Consider the following 15,709-nt stretch of genomic DNA (forward strand, 5'->3'; position numbering starts at 1 on the left):
GCTCCCGGCCTGAAACGCCCCGCGCGGGCGCGCTGGAGCGTGTCTTGGACCAAGCTGGAACCCCGACGAAGGCAAGGACCTCGGCCGTGGGCATGGTCCTGGCCGTCGGCGCGACCATCCTCGTCACCCTGGGCGCCGCCGTCACGGCCGGCGCCGCGCCGCGTGATCCCGCCCGGGTCGCGGCGGTGTTCCCGCCGTGGTGGACCTCGTCCCGGGCCGTCTCGGCCGCCGCCTCGGTCGGCCAGATCGCCGGCGCCGGCGGCGCGCCCTTCATCCTGATCCTGCGCGGCGAGCCGGGCCAGCTGGAGCCCCGCGCCCGCGCGGCCGGCGCCTGGCTGCTGCTCGATCCCGACGCCGCCGGCCAATGTAATCCCCTCCCCCCGGAGCCCCGCTGATGCGCCTGATCTTCTCCAATCTCGACGCCCAGCGTCAGGCCGGCGCCCGGCTGATCGCCCTGCTGACGGCCCTGATGGTTCCGGTGGTGATCGCCGCCAAGCTGATCCTGGGCGCCTCGCCCCTCGGCCTGGGGATCGCCTCGGCGGCCGTCGCCGTGCTGGGGGGCCTGGCCCTGCGCATGGGATCCAGCGGCTCGACCGGCCGGGCCCTGTCGGGCGTGGCCCTGATGGCCCAGGTCTCGCTGCTGGTCGCCGCCGTCGACGGCCACGCCTGGCAGATCGACATGCACATGGCCTATTTCGCCGCCCTGGCCCTGCTGGTGGTCTATTGCGACTGGACCGTGATCGCCGCCGCGGCCGCCACGGTCGCCGTGCACCATATGGGCCTCAGCTACATCCTGCCGGCCGCCGTGTTCCCGGGCTCGGCCAGCCTGGGCCGCGTCATCCTGCACGCCGTGATCCTGATCATCGAGGCCGGCGCGCTGATCGGCATCTGCGCCAGCGTCAACCACATCTTCGCCGTGGCCGACCGGGCCCGGACCAAGGCCGAGGCCGCCATGGCCGAGGCCCGCGAGGCCGACCAGGCCGCCGAACAGGCCCGCCGCGCCCAGGAGACCGACCGGGTTTCCCACGCCGCTGTCCAGGCCCAGTCCGAGCGCCAGCGGGCCGACATGGTCGACGCTCTTGCGGAAAGCCTGTCGCGCCTGGCCAAGGGCGACCTGTCGGTCCGCCTGATCGAGCGCTTCCACGAATCCTACGAGCAGCTGCGCGCCGACTTCAACCAGGCGGCTGGCAAGCTGTCGGACGCCCTGGTGGTGATCGACGACCGCGTGGCCGGCGTGCGCCGGGGCTCGGACCAGATCGCCGAGGCCGCCTCCAACCTGTCGCGCCGCACCGAGCAGCAGGCCGCCAGCCTGCAGGAAACCGCCAGCGCCATGGACGAGATCACCGCCACCGTGGGCCAGACCGCCGACGGCGCGCGTCGCGCGGCCCAGGTGGTGGCCCAGGCCCGCGAGGACGCCCGCCGCTCGGGCGAGGTGGTCGACGAGGCGGTCGGGGCCATGGGCGCGATCGAGACCTCGGCCACCCAGATCTCGCGGATCATCGGGGTGATCGACGAAATCGCCTTCCAGACCAACCTCTTGGCCCTGAACGCCGGCGTGGAAGCCGCCCGCGCCGGTGACGCCGGTCGCGGCTTCGCGGTCGTGGCGTCCGAAGTGCGGGGCCTGGCCCAGCGCTCGGCCGAGGCGGCCAAGGAAATCAAGCAGCTGATCACCACCTCGACCAGCCAGGTCGGGACCGGGGTCGACCTGGTGGGTCGCACGGGCCAGGCGCTGGAGCGCATCGTGGTGCAGATCGCCGAGATCGACGGCCTGGTCAGCGAGATCGCCGCCAGCGCCGAGCACCAGGCCGAAGGGCTCAGCCAGATCAACACCGCCGTCAACCAGATGGACCAGGTGCTGCAGCAGAACGCGGCCATGGTCGAGCAGACCGCCGCCGCCACCCACACCCTCAACGACGACGCCGGCCAGCTGGCGGACCTGGTCGGGCAGTTCGAACTGCCCCGAGACGGGCATTCGGAACCAGCCGGGCGCAAGCGCGCTTGATCCTGACCGCCAACGCGGTCAAGCTTTGCTTTACGGGCGGGTACTTGCTTATCGCTAATGCGGCGCCTATCCTCTTAGCCCCCGGTCGTGCGCGCCAACGCCCGGGAGTCTTCCTCCCCTTGGGCGAACCGAGCTAAAATCCGCAATGGAAAAAGTGCCGATGACCGCCGGGGGTTACCAAACCCTCGACGAAGAACTGAAGCGTTTGAAGACCATCGAACGGCCGGCCGTGATCGCCGCGATTTCCGAGGCGCGCCAGCATGGCGATCTGTCGGAAAACGCCGAGTATCACGCGGCCAAGGAACGTCAGGGCTGGATCGAGGGCCGGATCGCCGAGATCGAGGACAAGATCGCCCGCGCCCAGGTCATCGACGTGTCGAAACTGTCGGGCACCCAGGTGAAGTTCGGCGCGACGGTCAGCGTCGTGGACGAGGACACCGAGGAAGAGGCCCGCTACCAGATCGTCGGCGACCACGAAGCCGACGTGAAGGAAGGCCGCATCTCGCTGAGCTCGCCGCTGTCGCGCGCCATGATCGGCAAGGAAGTCGGCGAGGTGGTCGAGGTCAATACGCCCGGCGGCGTGAAGGCCTACGAGATCCTCAAGGTCGAGTGGGTCTAGCTTAAGCCCCATTCCAGGGACATTTGCGTGCGACGCGCCGAACAGCTTAGCTTGGTCGGCGCGTCGCTTTGCTATGGCCGGGATCACCGACGTGGTTGAAAAGAACAAGAACGCAGCGGCTGAACCGAAGGCCCCCGCAGCCGCCAAGACGGCGCGCAAGGCTCCGGCCAAGGCCGCTCCGGCGGCGGCGAAGGCCCGCGCGCCCAGGGCCGCCGCCCCGAAAGCCGTCGACACGCCCAAGGTCGAAGCTCCGGTGGCGGCCAAGCCCACCAAGCCGAAGGTCGCCTCGCGGCCTGGCGACATCGCCCCGGAGGCCAAGGCTCCCGCCAAGCCCCGTCCCGCGCCGAAGCCCAAGCCAGAACCCAAAGCCATCCAGCCGGCGCCCGTCGCCGCCCCGCCCGAGCCTGAACCCGCGCCACCGCCCCGCGCGCCGATCACCATCTGGGCCATTTCCGACGGCCGGGCCGGCATCGAGGCCCAGGCCGTGGGCCTGGCCGAGGCCGTGGCCCGTCAGGTCCCGGCCCAGATCGTTGTCAAGCGCGTGGGCTGGAGCGGCAGGACCGGCCGCCTGCCCTGGTGGGCCAACTGGCTGCCGCGCCGCTGGCTGACCCCCGAAAGCGGCATCGAGGCGCCTTGGCCCGACCTGTGGATCGCCGCCGGCCGCGCCACCCTGCCCCTGTCGATCCGCGCCAAGCGCTGGTCGGGCGGCAAGACCTATGTCGTGCAGATCCAGGACCCGCGCGTCCCGGCCAACATGTTCGACCTGGTGATCCCGCCCAAGCACGACCGGCTGACCGGCGACAACGTGCTGCCGATCCTCGGCTCGCCGCACCGGGTGACGAGCCAGCGGCTCGAAACGGAATACGAAAAGTTCAAGGACCAGATCGACGCCCTGCCCCGGCCGCGCGTGGCCGTGCTGCTGGGCGGCAAGTCCAAGGCCTTCGACCTGTCGGCCGTGCGCGCCGCCGAGATGGCCCACCAGATCCAGCTGCCGCTGGAGCAGGAGGGCGGCAGCCTGCTGATGACCTTCTCGCGCCGCACCCCCGACCAGGCCAAGGCCCTGCTGACGGCCCGCCTGCGGCATCTGCCCGGGATGATCTGGGACGGCGAGGGGGCCAATCCCTATTTCGCCTTCCTGGCGGCGGCCGACTACATCCTGGTCACCGAGGACTCCACCAACATGGCCACCGAGGCGGCCTCGACGGGCAAGCCGGTGTTCATCCTGAAGATGGACGGGACGAGCCTGAAATTCCGTCTGCTGCACCAGGAACTGGAAGGCATGGGCGCGGCCCGCCCCTATGGCGGCGCCTTCCACGGCTGGACCTACGAGCCCGTCGACGAGACCGGCCGGGCGGCCGCCGAGGTGGTGGCGCGGATGGACGCGCGGAACGCGACAAACGGTTGAGGCGAGTCGAGCGGCCTGTTGCGCGCACCGGTTGTTCTTGTTATGTTCACGACATGACCCCGCCGCTCCATTCCTTGCGCCGCCTTGGCCCGCCTCGTGCCGGAAAGGCCGCGCGTAACGAGACCCGCAAGGCGATCGCGACGACGGCCAACGCGCTGTCGATCACGCTGTTGGTGACGATCTGGCTGCAGCCGATAATGTCCGGCCGTCCGGTAGGACTGGCGGGCCCTGTCGCGGTCCTGGTCTTCGTTGCGCTGCAAGGGGCCGCGCATTATGTTTTGCGCAAGGTGGAGGACTAGAGCGATGGATCCCCTCGTCTACATGTCCTTGCTGGCCCTTGGGGCCATGGCGCTGACGCTGGGGGTGTCCTGGGCCGTCGGCAAGTTCTTCGACCGCTGACATCGCCCCCTCCTCGCCCTTGATCCTCGCCGTCCTCCAGGCCCGCATGGGTTCCGAACGCCTGCCGGGCCGGCCGTCGATGCCGCTGGTCCGGGCGCCGCTGATCGTGCGCCAGATCGAGCGGATGGCGCGGGCCCGGCGGGTGGACCGCCTGGTGGTCTCCACCACCACCGACCCCGCCGACGACGTCCTGGAGGCCGTGGTCCGCCGCGAGGCCATCGCCGTCCATCGCGGCCCGCCCCAGGACGAGCTGGCCCGGCTGGCCGGGGCGCTGGAGGCCCATCCGGCCGACCACGTGGTGCGGGTGGGCGACGACAGCCCGCTGATCGATCCGGACCTGATCGACGCCACCATCGACCTGCACCTGGCCGAGCGCGCGGACCACACCACCAACCGCTCGCCCGGCGCGGCCTTTCCCGCCGGCCAGGGCGTGGAGGTGATCACCGCCGAGGGCCTGCGCCGCCTGGCGGCCGAGAGCGCGGCCTTGCGCTTACGGGCGGGCGATGCGCCCGAGACCCCGCCGGCGCCTATCCGCTGGTCGTCCCTGGCCCTGCTGGCCCAGCCCGACCAGGGCGACGTCCGCTGGGCGGTCGAAAGCCCGGCCGACTACGCCTTCGTGGCGGCGGTCTATGACGCGCTCTATCCGCTCAACCGCGCCTTCACCTCGGACGACGTGCGGGCGCTGCTGGCGACGCGCCCGGACCTGGCGACGTTTGGCGGGGCGAGGCGACTGTGATGGTCTTGGCCCACGATCTTCACCCACATTTTCAGCCGTCATTCCCGCCCTTGTGGCGGGAACCCCTCTGTCCGCCGCAGGTGCGGGAGGGTGGCGCGCCAGCGCGCCAGAGCGTCTCACCGTCGGCTGAACCAGGGGTTCCCGCCACAAGGGCGGGAATGACGATCCAGAAGCGGGCGGGTTTGTCGGCATGACCCCCTCCCCCCGCATCCTCTTCGTCGCCGACGCCGGCCCCCGCGTGGGCGGCGGGCACGTCATGCGCAGCCTGACCCTGGCGCGGGCCCTGGAGGAGGCGGGCGCGGCCTGCGCCTTCGTCGCCCCGCCCGCCGTCGCGGGGGTGCTGGACGCGTTCGGGGCCGGCGTCGCGCGGATCGAGACGGGCGAGGTCGCGCCCGCCGAACTGACCGCGTTCGCGGCGGAACGGGCTAAGGCCTTCGACGCCGTGGTCATAGACCACTACGGCCTCTCCGCCCCCGACCACCGCGCCATCGCCGGCGGCCGTCCGACCCTGGTCATCGACGACCTGGCCGACCGTCCCCTGGCCGCCGAGCTGGTGCTGGACTCCGGCCCGGCCCGGCAGGCGAGCGACTATGACGGCCTGGTTCCGCCGCACGCCGAACTGCTGCTGGGCCCCAACCACGCCCCCGTCCGCCCCGCCTTCGCCGCGCTGCGTCGGGAAGCCCTGGCCCGCCGCGCCGGCGCCCCGCCCGTGCGCCGCGTCCTGGTCTCGCTGGGCCTGACCGACGTGGGCGGGATCACCGCGCGGACGGTCGATCAGACGCTTCCGCTCCTGGACGGCCAGAGCGTCCTGGACGTCGTGCTCGGCGCCGGCGCCCCCAGCCTGCCGCGCCTTCGCGCCCTGGCCGAGCGCGAGCCCCGCCTGGTCCTGCACGTCGACAGCCAGGACATGCCGCGACTGACCCTGGAGGCCGACCTGGCCGTCGGGGCCGGCGGCTCGACCAGTTGGGAGCGCTGCGTGCTGGCCCTGCCGACCCTGCAGCTGGTGCTGGCCGCCAACCAGCGCGAGGCCAGTCAGGCCCTGGCCGAGGTCGACGCCGTCCTGGCCCTGGACGTCGCCGCGCCGGACTTCGAGACCGCCTTCACCGACGCCTTGTCGCGCCTGCTGGCCCAGCCCCGGCTGCGCGACCGGCTGTCGGCCGCCTCGGCGGCGGTCTGCGACGGCCGCGGCGCGGCGCGGGTCGCTGAACGGTTCCTGGACGTCATCGCGCGCAAGCCGGCTGGATAACGCTGTTCACCTGCTCCATCTTGACCGTCATCAGGGGAGCGAACGCATGACCAAGTCCTCCATCGTCGTCACCGGCGTTTCCACCGGCATCGGCTGGGCCGTGACCAAGACCGCCACGGAGCGCGGCCTCCACGTGTTCGGCAGCGTGCGAAAGCGCGCCGACGCCGAGCGGCTGGTCGCGGCGTTCGGCGACGCGGTCACCCCGCTGGTCTTCGACGTCACCGACGAGGCCGCCGTGCGCGAAGCCGCCTTGCAAGTCGAGGCGGTGCTGGGCGGGCGTCCCCTGGCGGGCCTCGTCAACAACGCCGGGATCGCCGTGGCCGGCCCGCTGTTGCACCTGCCGATCGACGAATGGCGCCAGCAGCTAGAGGTCAACCTGACCGGGGTGGTGATCGCCACCCAGGCCTTCGCGCCCCTTGTTGGGGCGCGGAAGCCGGCCGCTGGCCGGCCCGGCCGCATCGTCAACATCGGCTCGGTCGGCGGCCGCAACGCCAACCCGTTCATGGCCCCCTACTGCACCACCAAGTTCGGGCTGGAGGGCCTGTCGGAGTCCCTGCGCCGCGAGCTCCTGCCGTTCGGCGTCGACGTGATCGTGGTCGCCCCCGGCGCGGTGGCTACCCCCATCTGGGACAAGGCCGATGAAATCGACACCGCCGCCTATGCCGACACCGTCTACGCCCCGGCCCTGGACCGGCTGCGCGCCTACATGCTGTCGCTGGGCAAGTCGGGCCTGCCGCCCGAGCGGATCGGCGAGGTGGTGCACACGGCCCTGACCACCGCCCACCCCAAGGTCCGCTACACGGTCACGCCCCAGCCGATGCAGCTGATGATCGGCGGCCTGCTGCCCAAGCGGACGCTGGACCGGATCATCGGCAAGCGGCTGGGGTTGGTGGAGACGTAGGGGCCATTCCGAATCCCTCTCTCATAGAGAGAGGGAGGGGCCCGCCGCGAAGCGGTGGGAGGGTGAGAGGTTACAATCTCTCAGGACCAGATTCTGACTTAGACAGCGGTATTTGGCGGCTGCCTCAATGATTGAGGCCTGAACTACTCCTGGCGCTCGCCCCTGGGTTTGCCTGTAGGCGGTGAAACCTCTCACCCTCCCACCGCCTGCGGCGGCGGGCCCCTCCCTCTCTCAAAGAGAGAGGGATTCGAATGTGCGCTCCCCTCTCCCGCCCTGAAACATTGAAACGTTTCATAATTCCGACGCCAAACGGTCGGATCGCCCGCCATGATCCCGCGCCAAAGAGCGGCGGCGACGGAATTTCCCAATCGATCCAGCGCGCCGTCACCCAAACCCAGCCCCAACGTGATGAAATCGTCATCGATCGTGAATATGAAACGTTTCACTTAATCGAATTCGACGACCGCGACGCGGATCGCCTACACGGGGGCATGACATGAAGACGTCCATCTGGCTGGTTTCCAGCGCGCTTTGCCTGGTCCTCGCGACCCCGGCCATAGCCCGGCAGGCCGCGCCGACCCCGGCCGCCGGCCAGACCCTCGACGAGGTGGTGGTGACCGCCGAGCGCTTCGGCTCGGGCCTGGCCCGCGCCACCTTCACCCTGGGCGCCGAAGACATCCAGGAGCGCCCGCTGGGCGCGGACGTCACCCAGGCGCTGGTCAAGGTTCCCGGCGTCCAGGTCTCGACCGGCGACGCGCGCGGCGGCAGCTTCTCGTTCGAGATCTACATGCGCGGCCTGACCGACGAGCAGATCGGCCTGACCCTGGACGGGATCCCGACCGGCGACAGCCGCTTCAACGGCGGCTCCCCGCCGCAACGCTTCGTCGAAAGCAGCAATATCGGCAAGATCACCGTCTCGCAGAGCGCCGGCGACATCGGCGCGCCGTCGCGCTTCGCCCTGGGCGGGTTCATCGACTTCGTCACCGACGCCCCGCGCCAGGACTTCGGCGCGACGATCGAGGCGGGCCTGGGCTCGTTCGACTTCCGCCGGATCTACGGCCGTGTCGACAGCGGCGAGATCGCGCCGGGCCTGTCGGGCTACCTGACCTATTCGCGCCAGGAGAACGACATCTGGGCCGGCCGCGACAGCCGCGGCTCCGAGCGCGACCACTACGAGCTGAAGGTCGTGAAGGACTTCGACAACGGCTCGTTCCTGAAGGCCCGCGTCTCGTACAACGACCAGACCGACAACGACTTCAACATCGTCACCAAGGGCGAGTTCGAGGCCGCCCCGCGCAGCGACCGCGCCCTGGACGCCCTGACCGGGATCCCGGCCAAGGACATCGACTTCGGCGGGGCCCTGGGCGGCTGGCGCAAGGACTGGCTGACCTATCTGAACGGCCACTTCAAGCTGAACGACACGCTGAGCCTGGACGTCAATCCATACTACCAGACGCTGGACGGGGAATCCTTCCGCTACCAGGACCGCCAGCGCATCCTGGCCGGCGGCGACCCGCGCGCCGTGACCGGCTACAACGCCAACGGCGGCGCGATCCGTCCCGCCCTGACCACCCTGCGCAACAGCAACGTCGTGGGCGGTCCGGCCGACATGCGCGTCACCCCGCGCGACCGCGAACGCTACGGCGCGACCGGCGAGCTGAAGGCCCTGTTCGGCGGCCACAGCGTCCGGGTCGGCGGCTGGTGGGAGGGCGGCGAGTCCTCGGAGAACCGCAACTTCTATCCGATCCTCAATTCGGCCCAGAGCATCGCCTACGACCGCTCCAAGCTGAACTATGTCGAGTACGCGCGCACGGCCTCGGTCGAGACGACGATGCTGTACGCCCAGGACGAGTTCCACGCCCTCGACGACAAGCTGAAGGTCGACCTGGGCCTGACCTGGTACGACGTCAGATACGACGCCAGGTCGCCGCTGGAGTACAAGGCCAACGTCAAGTTCTCGCAGCACTCCGACGTCAATCCGAAGCTCGGCGCGACCTATCGGCTGGCCCCGGCCTGGGAGCTGTTCGGCGGCTACGCCAAGAACTTCGCCGGCATCCCCGAGGACGCCTTCCTGGGCTCGACGGCGGTGATCAACCCGGGCGACCTGGACCCGGTCGAGACCGAGAACTTGGACCTGGGCCTGCGCTACGTGAAGCCGAACCTGGCGTTCTCGATCCAGGCCTATGACGTGGACCTGAAGAACAATGTCGGCATCGTGCCGCGCGACCCGACCGCCGCCCTCGATCCCGACGAAGTCGTGCGGGGCAATGTCGCGACCAAGGCGGTCAACATCGCCGGGATCAAGACCAAGGGCGTGGAGCTGACCGGCTATTACGACTTCGGCCGGGTCGACCTCTACGGCTCATACTCGCGCCAAGACGCCAAGCACGACGATCCGGCGATCGGTAGCGCCGCGCGCCTGGCCCTGGCCTCGGTCGCGGTGATCGGCGGGGCCGGGGTGCGCGACATCCCCAAGAACAGCCTCTACGCCCAGATCGGCCTGACGCCGCTGGACGGCCTGAAGCTGACGGCCAATGTCCGCTATGTCGGCGAGCGGGTCGGCGGCCACATCGTCGCCCCCACCACCTTCCAGGAGATCGGGGTCGAGATGATCGACGGCTACACCCTGGCGGGCCTGACGGCGACTTACGACCTCAAGAGAGCCGGGGTTCCGGACCTGCGGTTCCAGCTCAATGTCGACAACCTGTTCGACGAGAAATACATCGGCTCGGTCAGCGGCTCGACCGCCACCCAGCCGGAGTTCGGCTACACCGCCGCCACGCCGAACGCCCGCACCCTGGACCGCTATTTCGTCGGCGCGCCCCGCACCTGGACCCTGTCGGTGCGCGCGCGCTTCTGATCGAACCGCCCTTGACGGCCCACGTGAAAGCTTTCACGTGGGCCGCACGCCGGACTCCAGAACGGCCCGGAATCCCCAATGCCCAAAAGCGATCCGCCCTCCGACCTGCCTAGGCGCGTGACCCTCAAGCAGGTGGCCCAGGCGGCCGGCGTGTCGCTGGCCAGCGCCTCCTACGCCCTCAACGGGGCCGGGTCGGTGGGCGAAGCGACGCGCGAGCACGTGCTGAAGATCGCCGCCCAGCTGGGCTACCGGCCCAACCAGAGCGCCAAGGCCATGAAGACCGGCCGGACCGGCGCCATCGGCCTGATCCTGCCCGACCTGACCAATCCCTTCTTCCCCAGCCTGGCCCAGGGCGTGATCCAGGCCGCCCGCGCCCATGGCTACAGCGTGTTCCTGACCGACACCGGCGGTTCGGTCGAGGCCGAGGAGCGGGCCGTGGGCCTGATGATCGACCACGGGGTGGACGGGGTGGTCTGGTTCCCGATCGCCGACGACGTCGCGCCGGTGGAGCGGCTGATCGAGGGCGTGCCGACCGTCGTGATCGACCGCAACCTGCCGGGCTACGACGTCATCCAGGCCGACTACGCCGAGGGCGGACGGCTGGCCGCCGAGCACCTGATCGCGGCGGGGCATGTCGACATCGGCGTGATCTCCGGCCCCCACGCGGCCTCCAGCGCCCGCCAGCGCGCCGAGGCGGCCATCGCCGTGGTGCGCGAGCGCGGAGCCCTGGCCTGGCACGTGCACAACGCCTTCTCGCTGGACCTGGAACCGCCCGTCGTCGAGGCGCTGGAGCAGCGCCGCGCCACGGCGGTGATCGCCGGCGCCGACCTGATCGCCATCGGGGTGATGCGCCACGTCCGCGCGATGGGCCTGTCGACGCCCGACGACGTCTCGGTGGTCGGCTTCGACGACATCCCCTGGGCCCAGCTGCACACGCCCGCCCTGACCACCATCGACATGCCGGTCGAGGACATGGCGGCCGCGGCCGTGGAAACCCTGGTCCGCCGCATGGCCCACCGGGGCGAGCCGCGCCGCCGGGTGGTGTTCAACGTCGAGCTGGTGGCGCGGGACTCGGTGAAGGCGCCGCGCTGAGCCTTCTCCCCCTAACAGCCGTCATTCCCGCCCTTGTGGCGGAAACCCCTGGTTCAGCTGACAGTGAAGTGAAATGGCGCGCTGGCGCCCCCCCTCCGCACCTGCGGCGGACAGAGGGGCTCCGGCTACAAGGGCGTGTGTTGATCTAGAGCGACACTTGTTGGCGGTAGCGATTTGAGGGTCTGTCGCTAGCCTTGGCGCCAAAGGCCGCTTTCGCCCCTTCTCGGACACCAGTTTGGTCGGCTCCTAGGCGGATAGGTTCGCGCTCGCGCGAGTCATCGCCGTCTTCTCACGTCACCAAGCCGGCGATTGACCTACCGCACCGCAAGACGAAATCCGATGCATCGCTAACCGTTTGTTCGTCGATCGGCGTCTTGGCGTTCGTCAGTGGATGCATGTCCGCCTCGTGAACAATGGCGTTTCGGCGGGTTACGTAGAGCCGCATCTGAGTGGTGACCGCTTCGCCGGTGGAGCCCATGGCTTGCCCGATCACCGCCCACTTATGCTTCATTGTCCAGATCAACGACAGCGCCTCAGCCACCTTGTCTGGGTCTTGGAATGAAAGGTGCGAGTGTCTGCGAACGATCTCCTGCTGAAAGATGAACTCACGCGGCGGCATTGTCGCTGTGGACATATCTCGATGGAGTTGGAGAGAGATCGTCTCGGCTTGGTAGCGGGCCGTTGGCGCACGAGTCCCGTTAAATGTCTCCATCATTCCAATGCGAACCAGATCGTGGATCAGTTTGTCGAACGCGCTTATTGAATATACGAGCTGCGATCTTAGCAAGTCGTCGTAGTTTACAGGTGTCTTTAAATGCGCGACGAGATACCCGTGTAGCGTCGATAGTTGTCGAGCCTCCTGCATTGCGCTTTCAAAAATCGCAAGCGCGTTAAGCATAGCCTAATTCAACCGCGATGCTGTCAGAGATAGATTCAAACTGTCCGTAGAACGAATCTCGCTTGTCTCTAAATCCCGTAAAAATGGGGCCCGTTTCACCTATCTCTTGATCCGTGAGTTCAAAAACAGGCACGCCTGCATCGTGCGACTTAGGAAGAAGTCCCTGGAAATCAGGAATTTCCCCCAGACAATAACCGTTGGCCGAGATGTCATTGTAAGCAGCATCCGGTAGCGTTAAACCGAATATGGCAAAAGTAGAGAATACATCATTGCCAATTTTATTCTTAATGTCTGAAATATTATCCCTATACGGGCGAGCAGCTCGCCCTTTCCTAATGTTGAAACGCTGGATAAGCGTTCCCAAAAACTTTGGCACGCCAGCAGGGAGCGGGTAGGCGGAGTTTGCAAAAAGCGAAACGGAAGACAGCTTCCATGCAACCCATCGTGGTAGCGCCACCTTAAGTGTATCTAGCGCCATGATCGAAAATGGATCGGGGTTGGTCGGAATGATGAACGCATCCGATATGAGGAAGAGATTTTGATTGATCGCACTTAGGCTGGGATTCAAATCTATTATTGTATATTCGATGTTGTATTTTTCTTCCGTCAACCTAAGTAATTCTGCGAACGCTCCTGGCAGATTTTGGAGGGTAACCAGTGCGTTGTTGGCCGTCTGGGCGAATGTCAACGCTGCGTCATATTCGGAAAGATTCGCGTGGCCAGCTAGAAGGCGCAGGTTGGGGGCTCGCGCAGGGGCTACACAATCAACGGCCGTGATGGGTATCGGTCGACCATCGAAGGTAGCCGACACGCCGTCTTTGATGTTTTGCGTTCGGGTCGGCTCATCGGTGTAATATTTCTCGAAATCGTCGCCCAAGACTAACCCAGAAAGATTACATTGGGGGTCAGCGTCCACGAGTAAGACGCGGCTCTTCTTAGATAACATCCATCCGATATTGTAGGCCGACGTGGTCTTGCTCACTCCACCTTTGTGATTGAATACGACCAGTCGCTTAGCCATCACACTGCCTGCCTCAGTTGACCTACACGCAAGATAACTACCGCAAGTGGCCAGTTCGCGCGAACTGGAATATTGCGCCTTCCCTGGCGCGTCGCGAGGTAGTCGCCGCACAGATGCGGGTGCCACGGTCCAGTAAATGGGTCCGAATTCATCCGTTGGGGCTGGTTCAAGCCGCATGCGTGAGGCTCTTGGTGGAGAACTGAGGCGGTTGGTCAACACCACGCGATGGCGTCCGCCCACCCTTTGCCTACACCAAGTCCGTCCGTTTTGAATGGATTGTCGGTAGCGGTGGAGGTCTCCATCACAACGGCGGGAATGATGGGCAAATTGAGAGATCGGGCGGAATATCGGCCACCCGCCCTGTCCCAGCCTCGCGGCTCGTCGAGCGCCGGGTCCACGCGCCTGCCCCATGAGCAAAAATGCATCACCCGCACCGTCTTCGCATCCTCTCCCCAATGATCCGCTTGAATGACGTTATGATATAACATACACGGCCGAGGTTCGCTTTTTTGGGAGAGCCTCATGCGGCTGCGTTCGATGTTGTTGACGGCGTCCAGCGCCGGGATCCTTCTGGCCTGCGCCTCGGCGTCCCAGGCCCAGGATCTGGGCCATTCCGCCGTATCCGAGGTGGTGGTCACCGCCTCGCCGCTCAGCGGCGATCCGGACCGTTTCGCGACGATCGTCGAGCAGGTGAGCCGCGATCAGGTGCTCGGCAACGGCGGCGCCAGCATCGCCGACGCGCTGCGCAACATCCCGGGCGTGGCGGGCACGGGCTTCGCCGCCGGGGCCAGCCGGCCGGTGATCCGCGGCATGGACGCCCAGCGCGTCAAGGTGACCGAGAACGGCCTGTCCAGCTCGGACGTCTCGGACGTCGGCCCCGACCACGGCGTGCCGATCGATCCGCTGGCCGCCCAAGACATCGAGGTGGTGCGCGGCGCGGCCACCCTGCGCTACGGCAGCCAGGCGATCGGCGGCGTGGTCAACGTGATCAACAACCGCATTCCGATGAAGCCCATCGACGGGATCCAGGGCGAGGCCACCACCGCCTATTCGTCCGCCGCCTCGACCGGCGAAGGCACTGTCAGCGTCGACGCGGGGCAAGGCCCCTTCGCCGTCCACCTGGACGGTTTCGGCCGGCGGGCCAGCAACTACGACACGCCCGACGGCGTACAGCCCAACTCGTGGTTCAAGGGCAACGGCTACTCCGGCGGCGCCTCGTACTTCTTCGGCGACGACAGCCGCGTCGGCGCCAGCGGCACCCACTACGAGGCCAAGTACGGCATCCCGTCCGACGACACCTTCATCCGCATGAAGCAAGACAAGGGCGCGTTCGGCGGCTCGTTCAAGGTCGACCAGGGCGCTCTGCAGCGCATCAATGTCGACGCCGGCTACGCCGACTACACCCACAGCGAGATCGACCCGGAGACCAACGAGGTTCTCTCGACCTTCAACAACAAGGAGTGGGACGGCCGGGCCGAGGCGCTGTTCGGCGCGACCGGTCCGCTGTCGGCCTCGGCGCTGGGCGTCCAGTTCCAGGATCGCAAGTTCAGCGCCCTGGGCGAGGGCGCCGACTATCTGCTGCCCACCCACACCCAGAGCGTGGCGGGCTTCGCGTTCGTCGAGGCGCCGGTCGGCCCCCTGCAGTTCCAGGGCGCGGCGCGCGTGGAACAGGTGCGGATCGACGGCACCCCAGCCTCGGGGATCGAGACGCGGCGTAAATACACCCCGGTCAGCGTCTCGGGCGGCTTCACCTACCAGGCGTCCGACGCCCTGCGGCTGGGCCTGACCGCCTCGTCGGCCGCCCGGGCTCCGGCCCAGACCGAGCTGTTCGCCATCGGCCCGCACGACGGGCCGGCCACCTTCGAGACCGGCGATCCGGGCCTGAAGATCGAGCGGGCCAACTCCCTGGAGGCGACGGCGCGCTACAAGATCGGCTCGGAAGGCCGCATCGAGGCGTCGGTCTGGGGCGCGCGGTTCGACAACTACATCTATGGGGCTCTGACCGGCCGGATGTGCGACGACGACGGCGTCTGCGAAGCTGGCGGGACCGGCGGGCTGAAGGAACTGAACTACGGCCAGCGCGACGCCCAATTCTGGGGCGCGGAGGCCAAGGCCTTCTTCCCGCTGACCACGGTGGGCGGCGGCAAGCTGTCGGGCCAGGTGCTGGGCGACTATGTCCGCGCCAAGTTCACCGGCGGCGGCGGCGACGTGCCGCGCATCCAGCCCGGACGTTTCGGCGGCGGCCTGGACTGGGACAACGAGGTCATCGACGCCAGCTTCCTGGTGCTGGCGGTTTCGGCCCAGAACCATGTCGGCGTCGCTGACTCCACCACGGACGGCTATACCTCGGTCGACGCCCAGATCCGCTGGAAGCCCTTCGCGGCCAAGCCGGGGATCGCGCTGACCCTGGTCGGCCACAACCTGGCCGACGAGACGATCCGCAACGCCACGGCGCTCAACAAGGACGATGTCGTGATGCCGGGCCGCGACGTGCGCCTGGTGCTGAGCGCCAAGTTCTGACGGACAGCGT

Annotated in this window: 14 protein-coding genes; 12 read left to right on the forward strand and 2 right to left on the reverse strand. The window is 68.0% G+C overall.

The genetic code is table 11. The features are described from left to right. The first annotated feature begins 44 nt into the window (after positions 1-44). The 11 genes from G3M62_RS21145 (at position 45) to G3M62_RS21195 (ending at position 11,260) form a co-directional block, all read left to right on the forward strand. Entirely contained in the window at positions 45-395 is a 351-nt protein-coding gene (locus G3M62_RS21145) for a hypothetical protein (protein ID WP_246263370.1), read from the forward strand. Further along, entirely contained in the window at positions 395-2,002 is a 1,608-nt protein-coding gene (locus G3M62_RS21150) for a methyl-accepting chemotaxis protein (RefSeq protein ID WP_165190523.1), read from the forward strand. The genes G3M62_RS21145 and G3M62_RS21150 overlap by 1 nt, the downstream gene beginning before the upstream one ends. Positions 2,003-2,147: 145 nt before the next feature. After that, entirely contained in the window at positions 2,148-2,621 is a 474-nt protein-coding gene (gene greA, locus G3M62_RS21155) for a transcription elongation factor GreA (protein ID WP_165190524.1), read from the forward strand. A gap of 433 nt (positions 2,622-3,054) precedes the next feature. Further along, positions 3,055-4,026: a mitochondrial fission ELM1 family protein gene (locus G3M62_RS21160; RefSeq protein WP_425483857.1), complete on the forward strand. Its 972-nt coding sequence runs from the start codon at positions 3,055-3,057 to the stop codon at positions 4,024-4,026. Between the two features lie 53 nt (positions 4,027-4,079). Then, positions 4,080-4,325, forward strand: coding sequence for a hypothetical protein (locus G3M62_RS21165; protein ID WP_165190525.1), 246 nt, complete (start codon positions 4,080-4,082; stop codon positions 4,323-4,325). A gap of 119 nt (positions 4,326-4,444) precedes the next feature. Beyond that, the gene (locus tag G3M62_RS21170) at positions 4,445-5,161 is read left to right on the forward strand and encodes a cytidylyltransferase domain-containing protein (protein WP_165190526.1); all 717 of its coding nucleotides are present in this window, start codon (positions 4,445-4,447) and stop codon (positions 5,159-5,161) included. A gap of 190 nt (positions 5,162-5,351) precedes the next feature. Next, positions 5,352-6,407: a UDP-2,4-diacetamido-2,4,6-trideoxy-beta-L-altropyranose hydrolase gene (pseG, locus tag G3M62_RS21175; protein WP_165190527.1), complete on the forward strand. Its 1,056-nt coding sequence runs from the start codon at positions 5,352-5,354 to the stop codon at positions 6,405-6,407. A gap of 46 nt (positions 6,408-6,453) precedes the next feature. Continuing rightward, entirely contained in the window at positions 6,454-7,308 is an 855-nt protein-coding gene (locus tag G3M62_RS21180; protein WP_165190528.1) for an SDR family NAD(P)-dependent oxidoreductase, read from the forward strand. A gap of 251 nt (positions 7,309-7,559) precedes the next feature. Continuing rightward, the gene (locus tag G3M62_RS21185) at positions 7,560-7,808 is read left to right on the forward strand and encodes a hypothetical protein (protein WP_165190529.1); all 249 of its coding nucleotides are present in this window, start codon (positions 7,560-7,562) and stop codon (positions 7,806-7,808) included. Continuing rightward, on the forward strand, positions 7,805-10,168 hold the full coding sequence (locus tag G3M62_RS21190) for a TonB-dependent receptor (protein ID WP_165190530.1): 2,364 nt from the start codon (positions 7,805-7,807) through the stop codon (positions 10,166-10,168). The genes G3M62_RS21185 and G3M62_RS21190 overlap by 4 nt, the downstream gene beginning before the upstream one ends. Positions 10,169-10,246: 78 nt before the next feature. Next, positions 10,247-11,260: a LacI family DNA-binding transcriptional regulator gene (locus G3M62_RS21195; protein WP_165190531.1), complete on the forward strand. Its 1,014-nt coding sequence runs from the start codon at positions 10,247-10,249 to the stop codon at positions 11,258-11,260. Positions 11,261-11,549: 289 nt separating this feature from the next. On the opposite strand, the gene G3M62_RS21200 is transcribed toward G3M62_RS21195, so the two are convergent. Together G3M62_RS21200 and G3M62_RS21205 are read right to left on the reverse strand one after the other, a co-directional pair. Continuing rightward, positions 11,550-12,158, reverse strand: a complete 609-nt coding sequence (locus G3M62_RS21200; protein WP_165190532.1) for a HEPN domain-containing protein — start codon at positions 12,156-12,158, stop codon at positions 11,550-11,552. Continuing rightward, positions 12,151-13,179: a ParA family protein gene (locus tag G3M62_RS21205; protein WP_165190533.1), complete on the reverse strand. Its 1,029-nt coding sequence runs from the start codon at positions 13,177-13,179 to the stop codon at positions 12,151-12,153. Before G3M62_RS21205 ends, G3M62_RS21200 begins: the two co-directional genes overlap by 8 nt. 522 nt (positions 13,180-13,701) lie before the next feature. Here G3M62_RS21205 and G3M62_RS21210 point away from each other — a divergent pair. After that, on the forward strand, positions 13,702-15,699 hold the full coding sequence (locus tag G3M62_RS21210; protein WP_165190534.1) for a TonB-dependent receptor: 1,998 nt from the start codon (positions 13,702-13,704) through the stop codon (positions 15,697-15,699). Positions 15,700-15,709 lie beyond the last annotated feature (10 nt).

Source organism: Caulobacter soli, assembly GCF_011045195.1.
GTDB lineage: Bacteria > Pseudomonadota > Alphaproteobacteria > Caulobacterales > Caulobacteraceae > Caulobacter > Caulobacter soli.

What these genes read in the sequence shown, in the direction of transcription:
- G3M62_RS21150 (WP_165190523.1), top strand. Translation starts at nt 395, where the DNA reads ATGCGCCTGATCTTCTCCAATCTCGACGCCCAGCGTCAGGCCGGCGCC.
- greA (WP_165190524.1), top strand. Translation starts at nt 2,148, where the DNA reads ATGGAAAAAGTGCCGATGACCGCCGGGGGTTACCAAACCCTCGACGAA.
- G3M62_RS21165 (WP_165190525.1), top strand. Translation starts at nt 4,080, where the DNA reads ATGACCCCGCCGCTCCATTCCTTGCGCCGCCTTGGCCCGCCTCGTGCC.
- pseG (WP_165190527.1), top strand. Translation starts at nt 5,352, where the DNA reads ATGACCCCCTCCCCCCGCATCCTCTTCGTCGCCGACGCCGGCCCCCGC.
- G3M62_RS21180 (WP_165190528.1), top strand. Translation starts at nt 6,454, where the DNA reads ATGACCAAGTCCTCCATCGTCGTCACCGGCGTTTCCACCGGCATCGGC.
- G3M62_RS21185 (WP_165190529.1), top strand. Translation starts at nt 7,560, where the DNA reads ATGTGCGCTCCCCTCTCCCGCCCTGAAACATTGAAACGTTTCATAATT.
- G3M62_RS21190 (WP_165190530.1), top strand. Translation starts at nt 7,805, where the DNA reads ATGAAGACGTCCATCTGGCTGGTTTCCAGCGCGCTTTGCCTGGTCCTC.
- G3M62_RS21195 (WP_165190531.1), top strand. Translation starts at nt 10,247, where the DNA reads ATGCCCAAAAGCGATCCGCCCTCCGACCTGCCTAGGCGCGTGACCCTC.
- G3M62_RS21200 (WP_165190532.1), bottom strand. Translation starts at nt 12,158, where the DNA reads ATGCTTAACGCGCTTGCGATTTTTGAAAGCGCAATGCAGGAGGCTCGA.
- G3M62_RS21205 (WP_165190533.1), bottom strand. Translation starts at nt 13,179, where the DNA reads ATGGCTAAGCGACTGGTCGTATTCAATCACAAAGGTGGAGTGAGCAAG.
- G3M62_RS21210 (WP_165190534.1), top strand. Translation starts at nt 13,702, where the DNA reads ATGCGGCTGCGTTCGATGTTGTTGACGGCGTCCAGCGCCGGGATCCTT.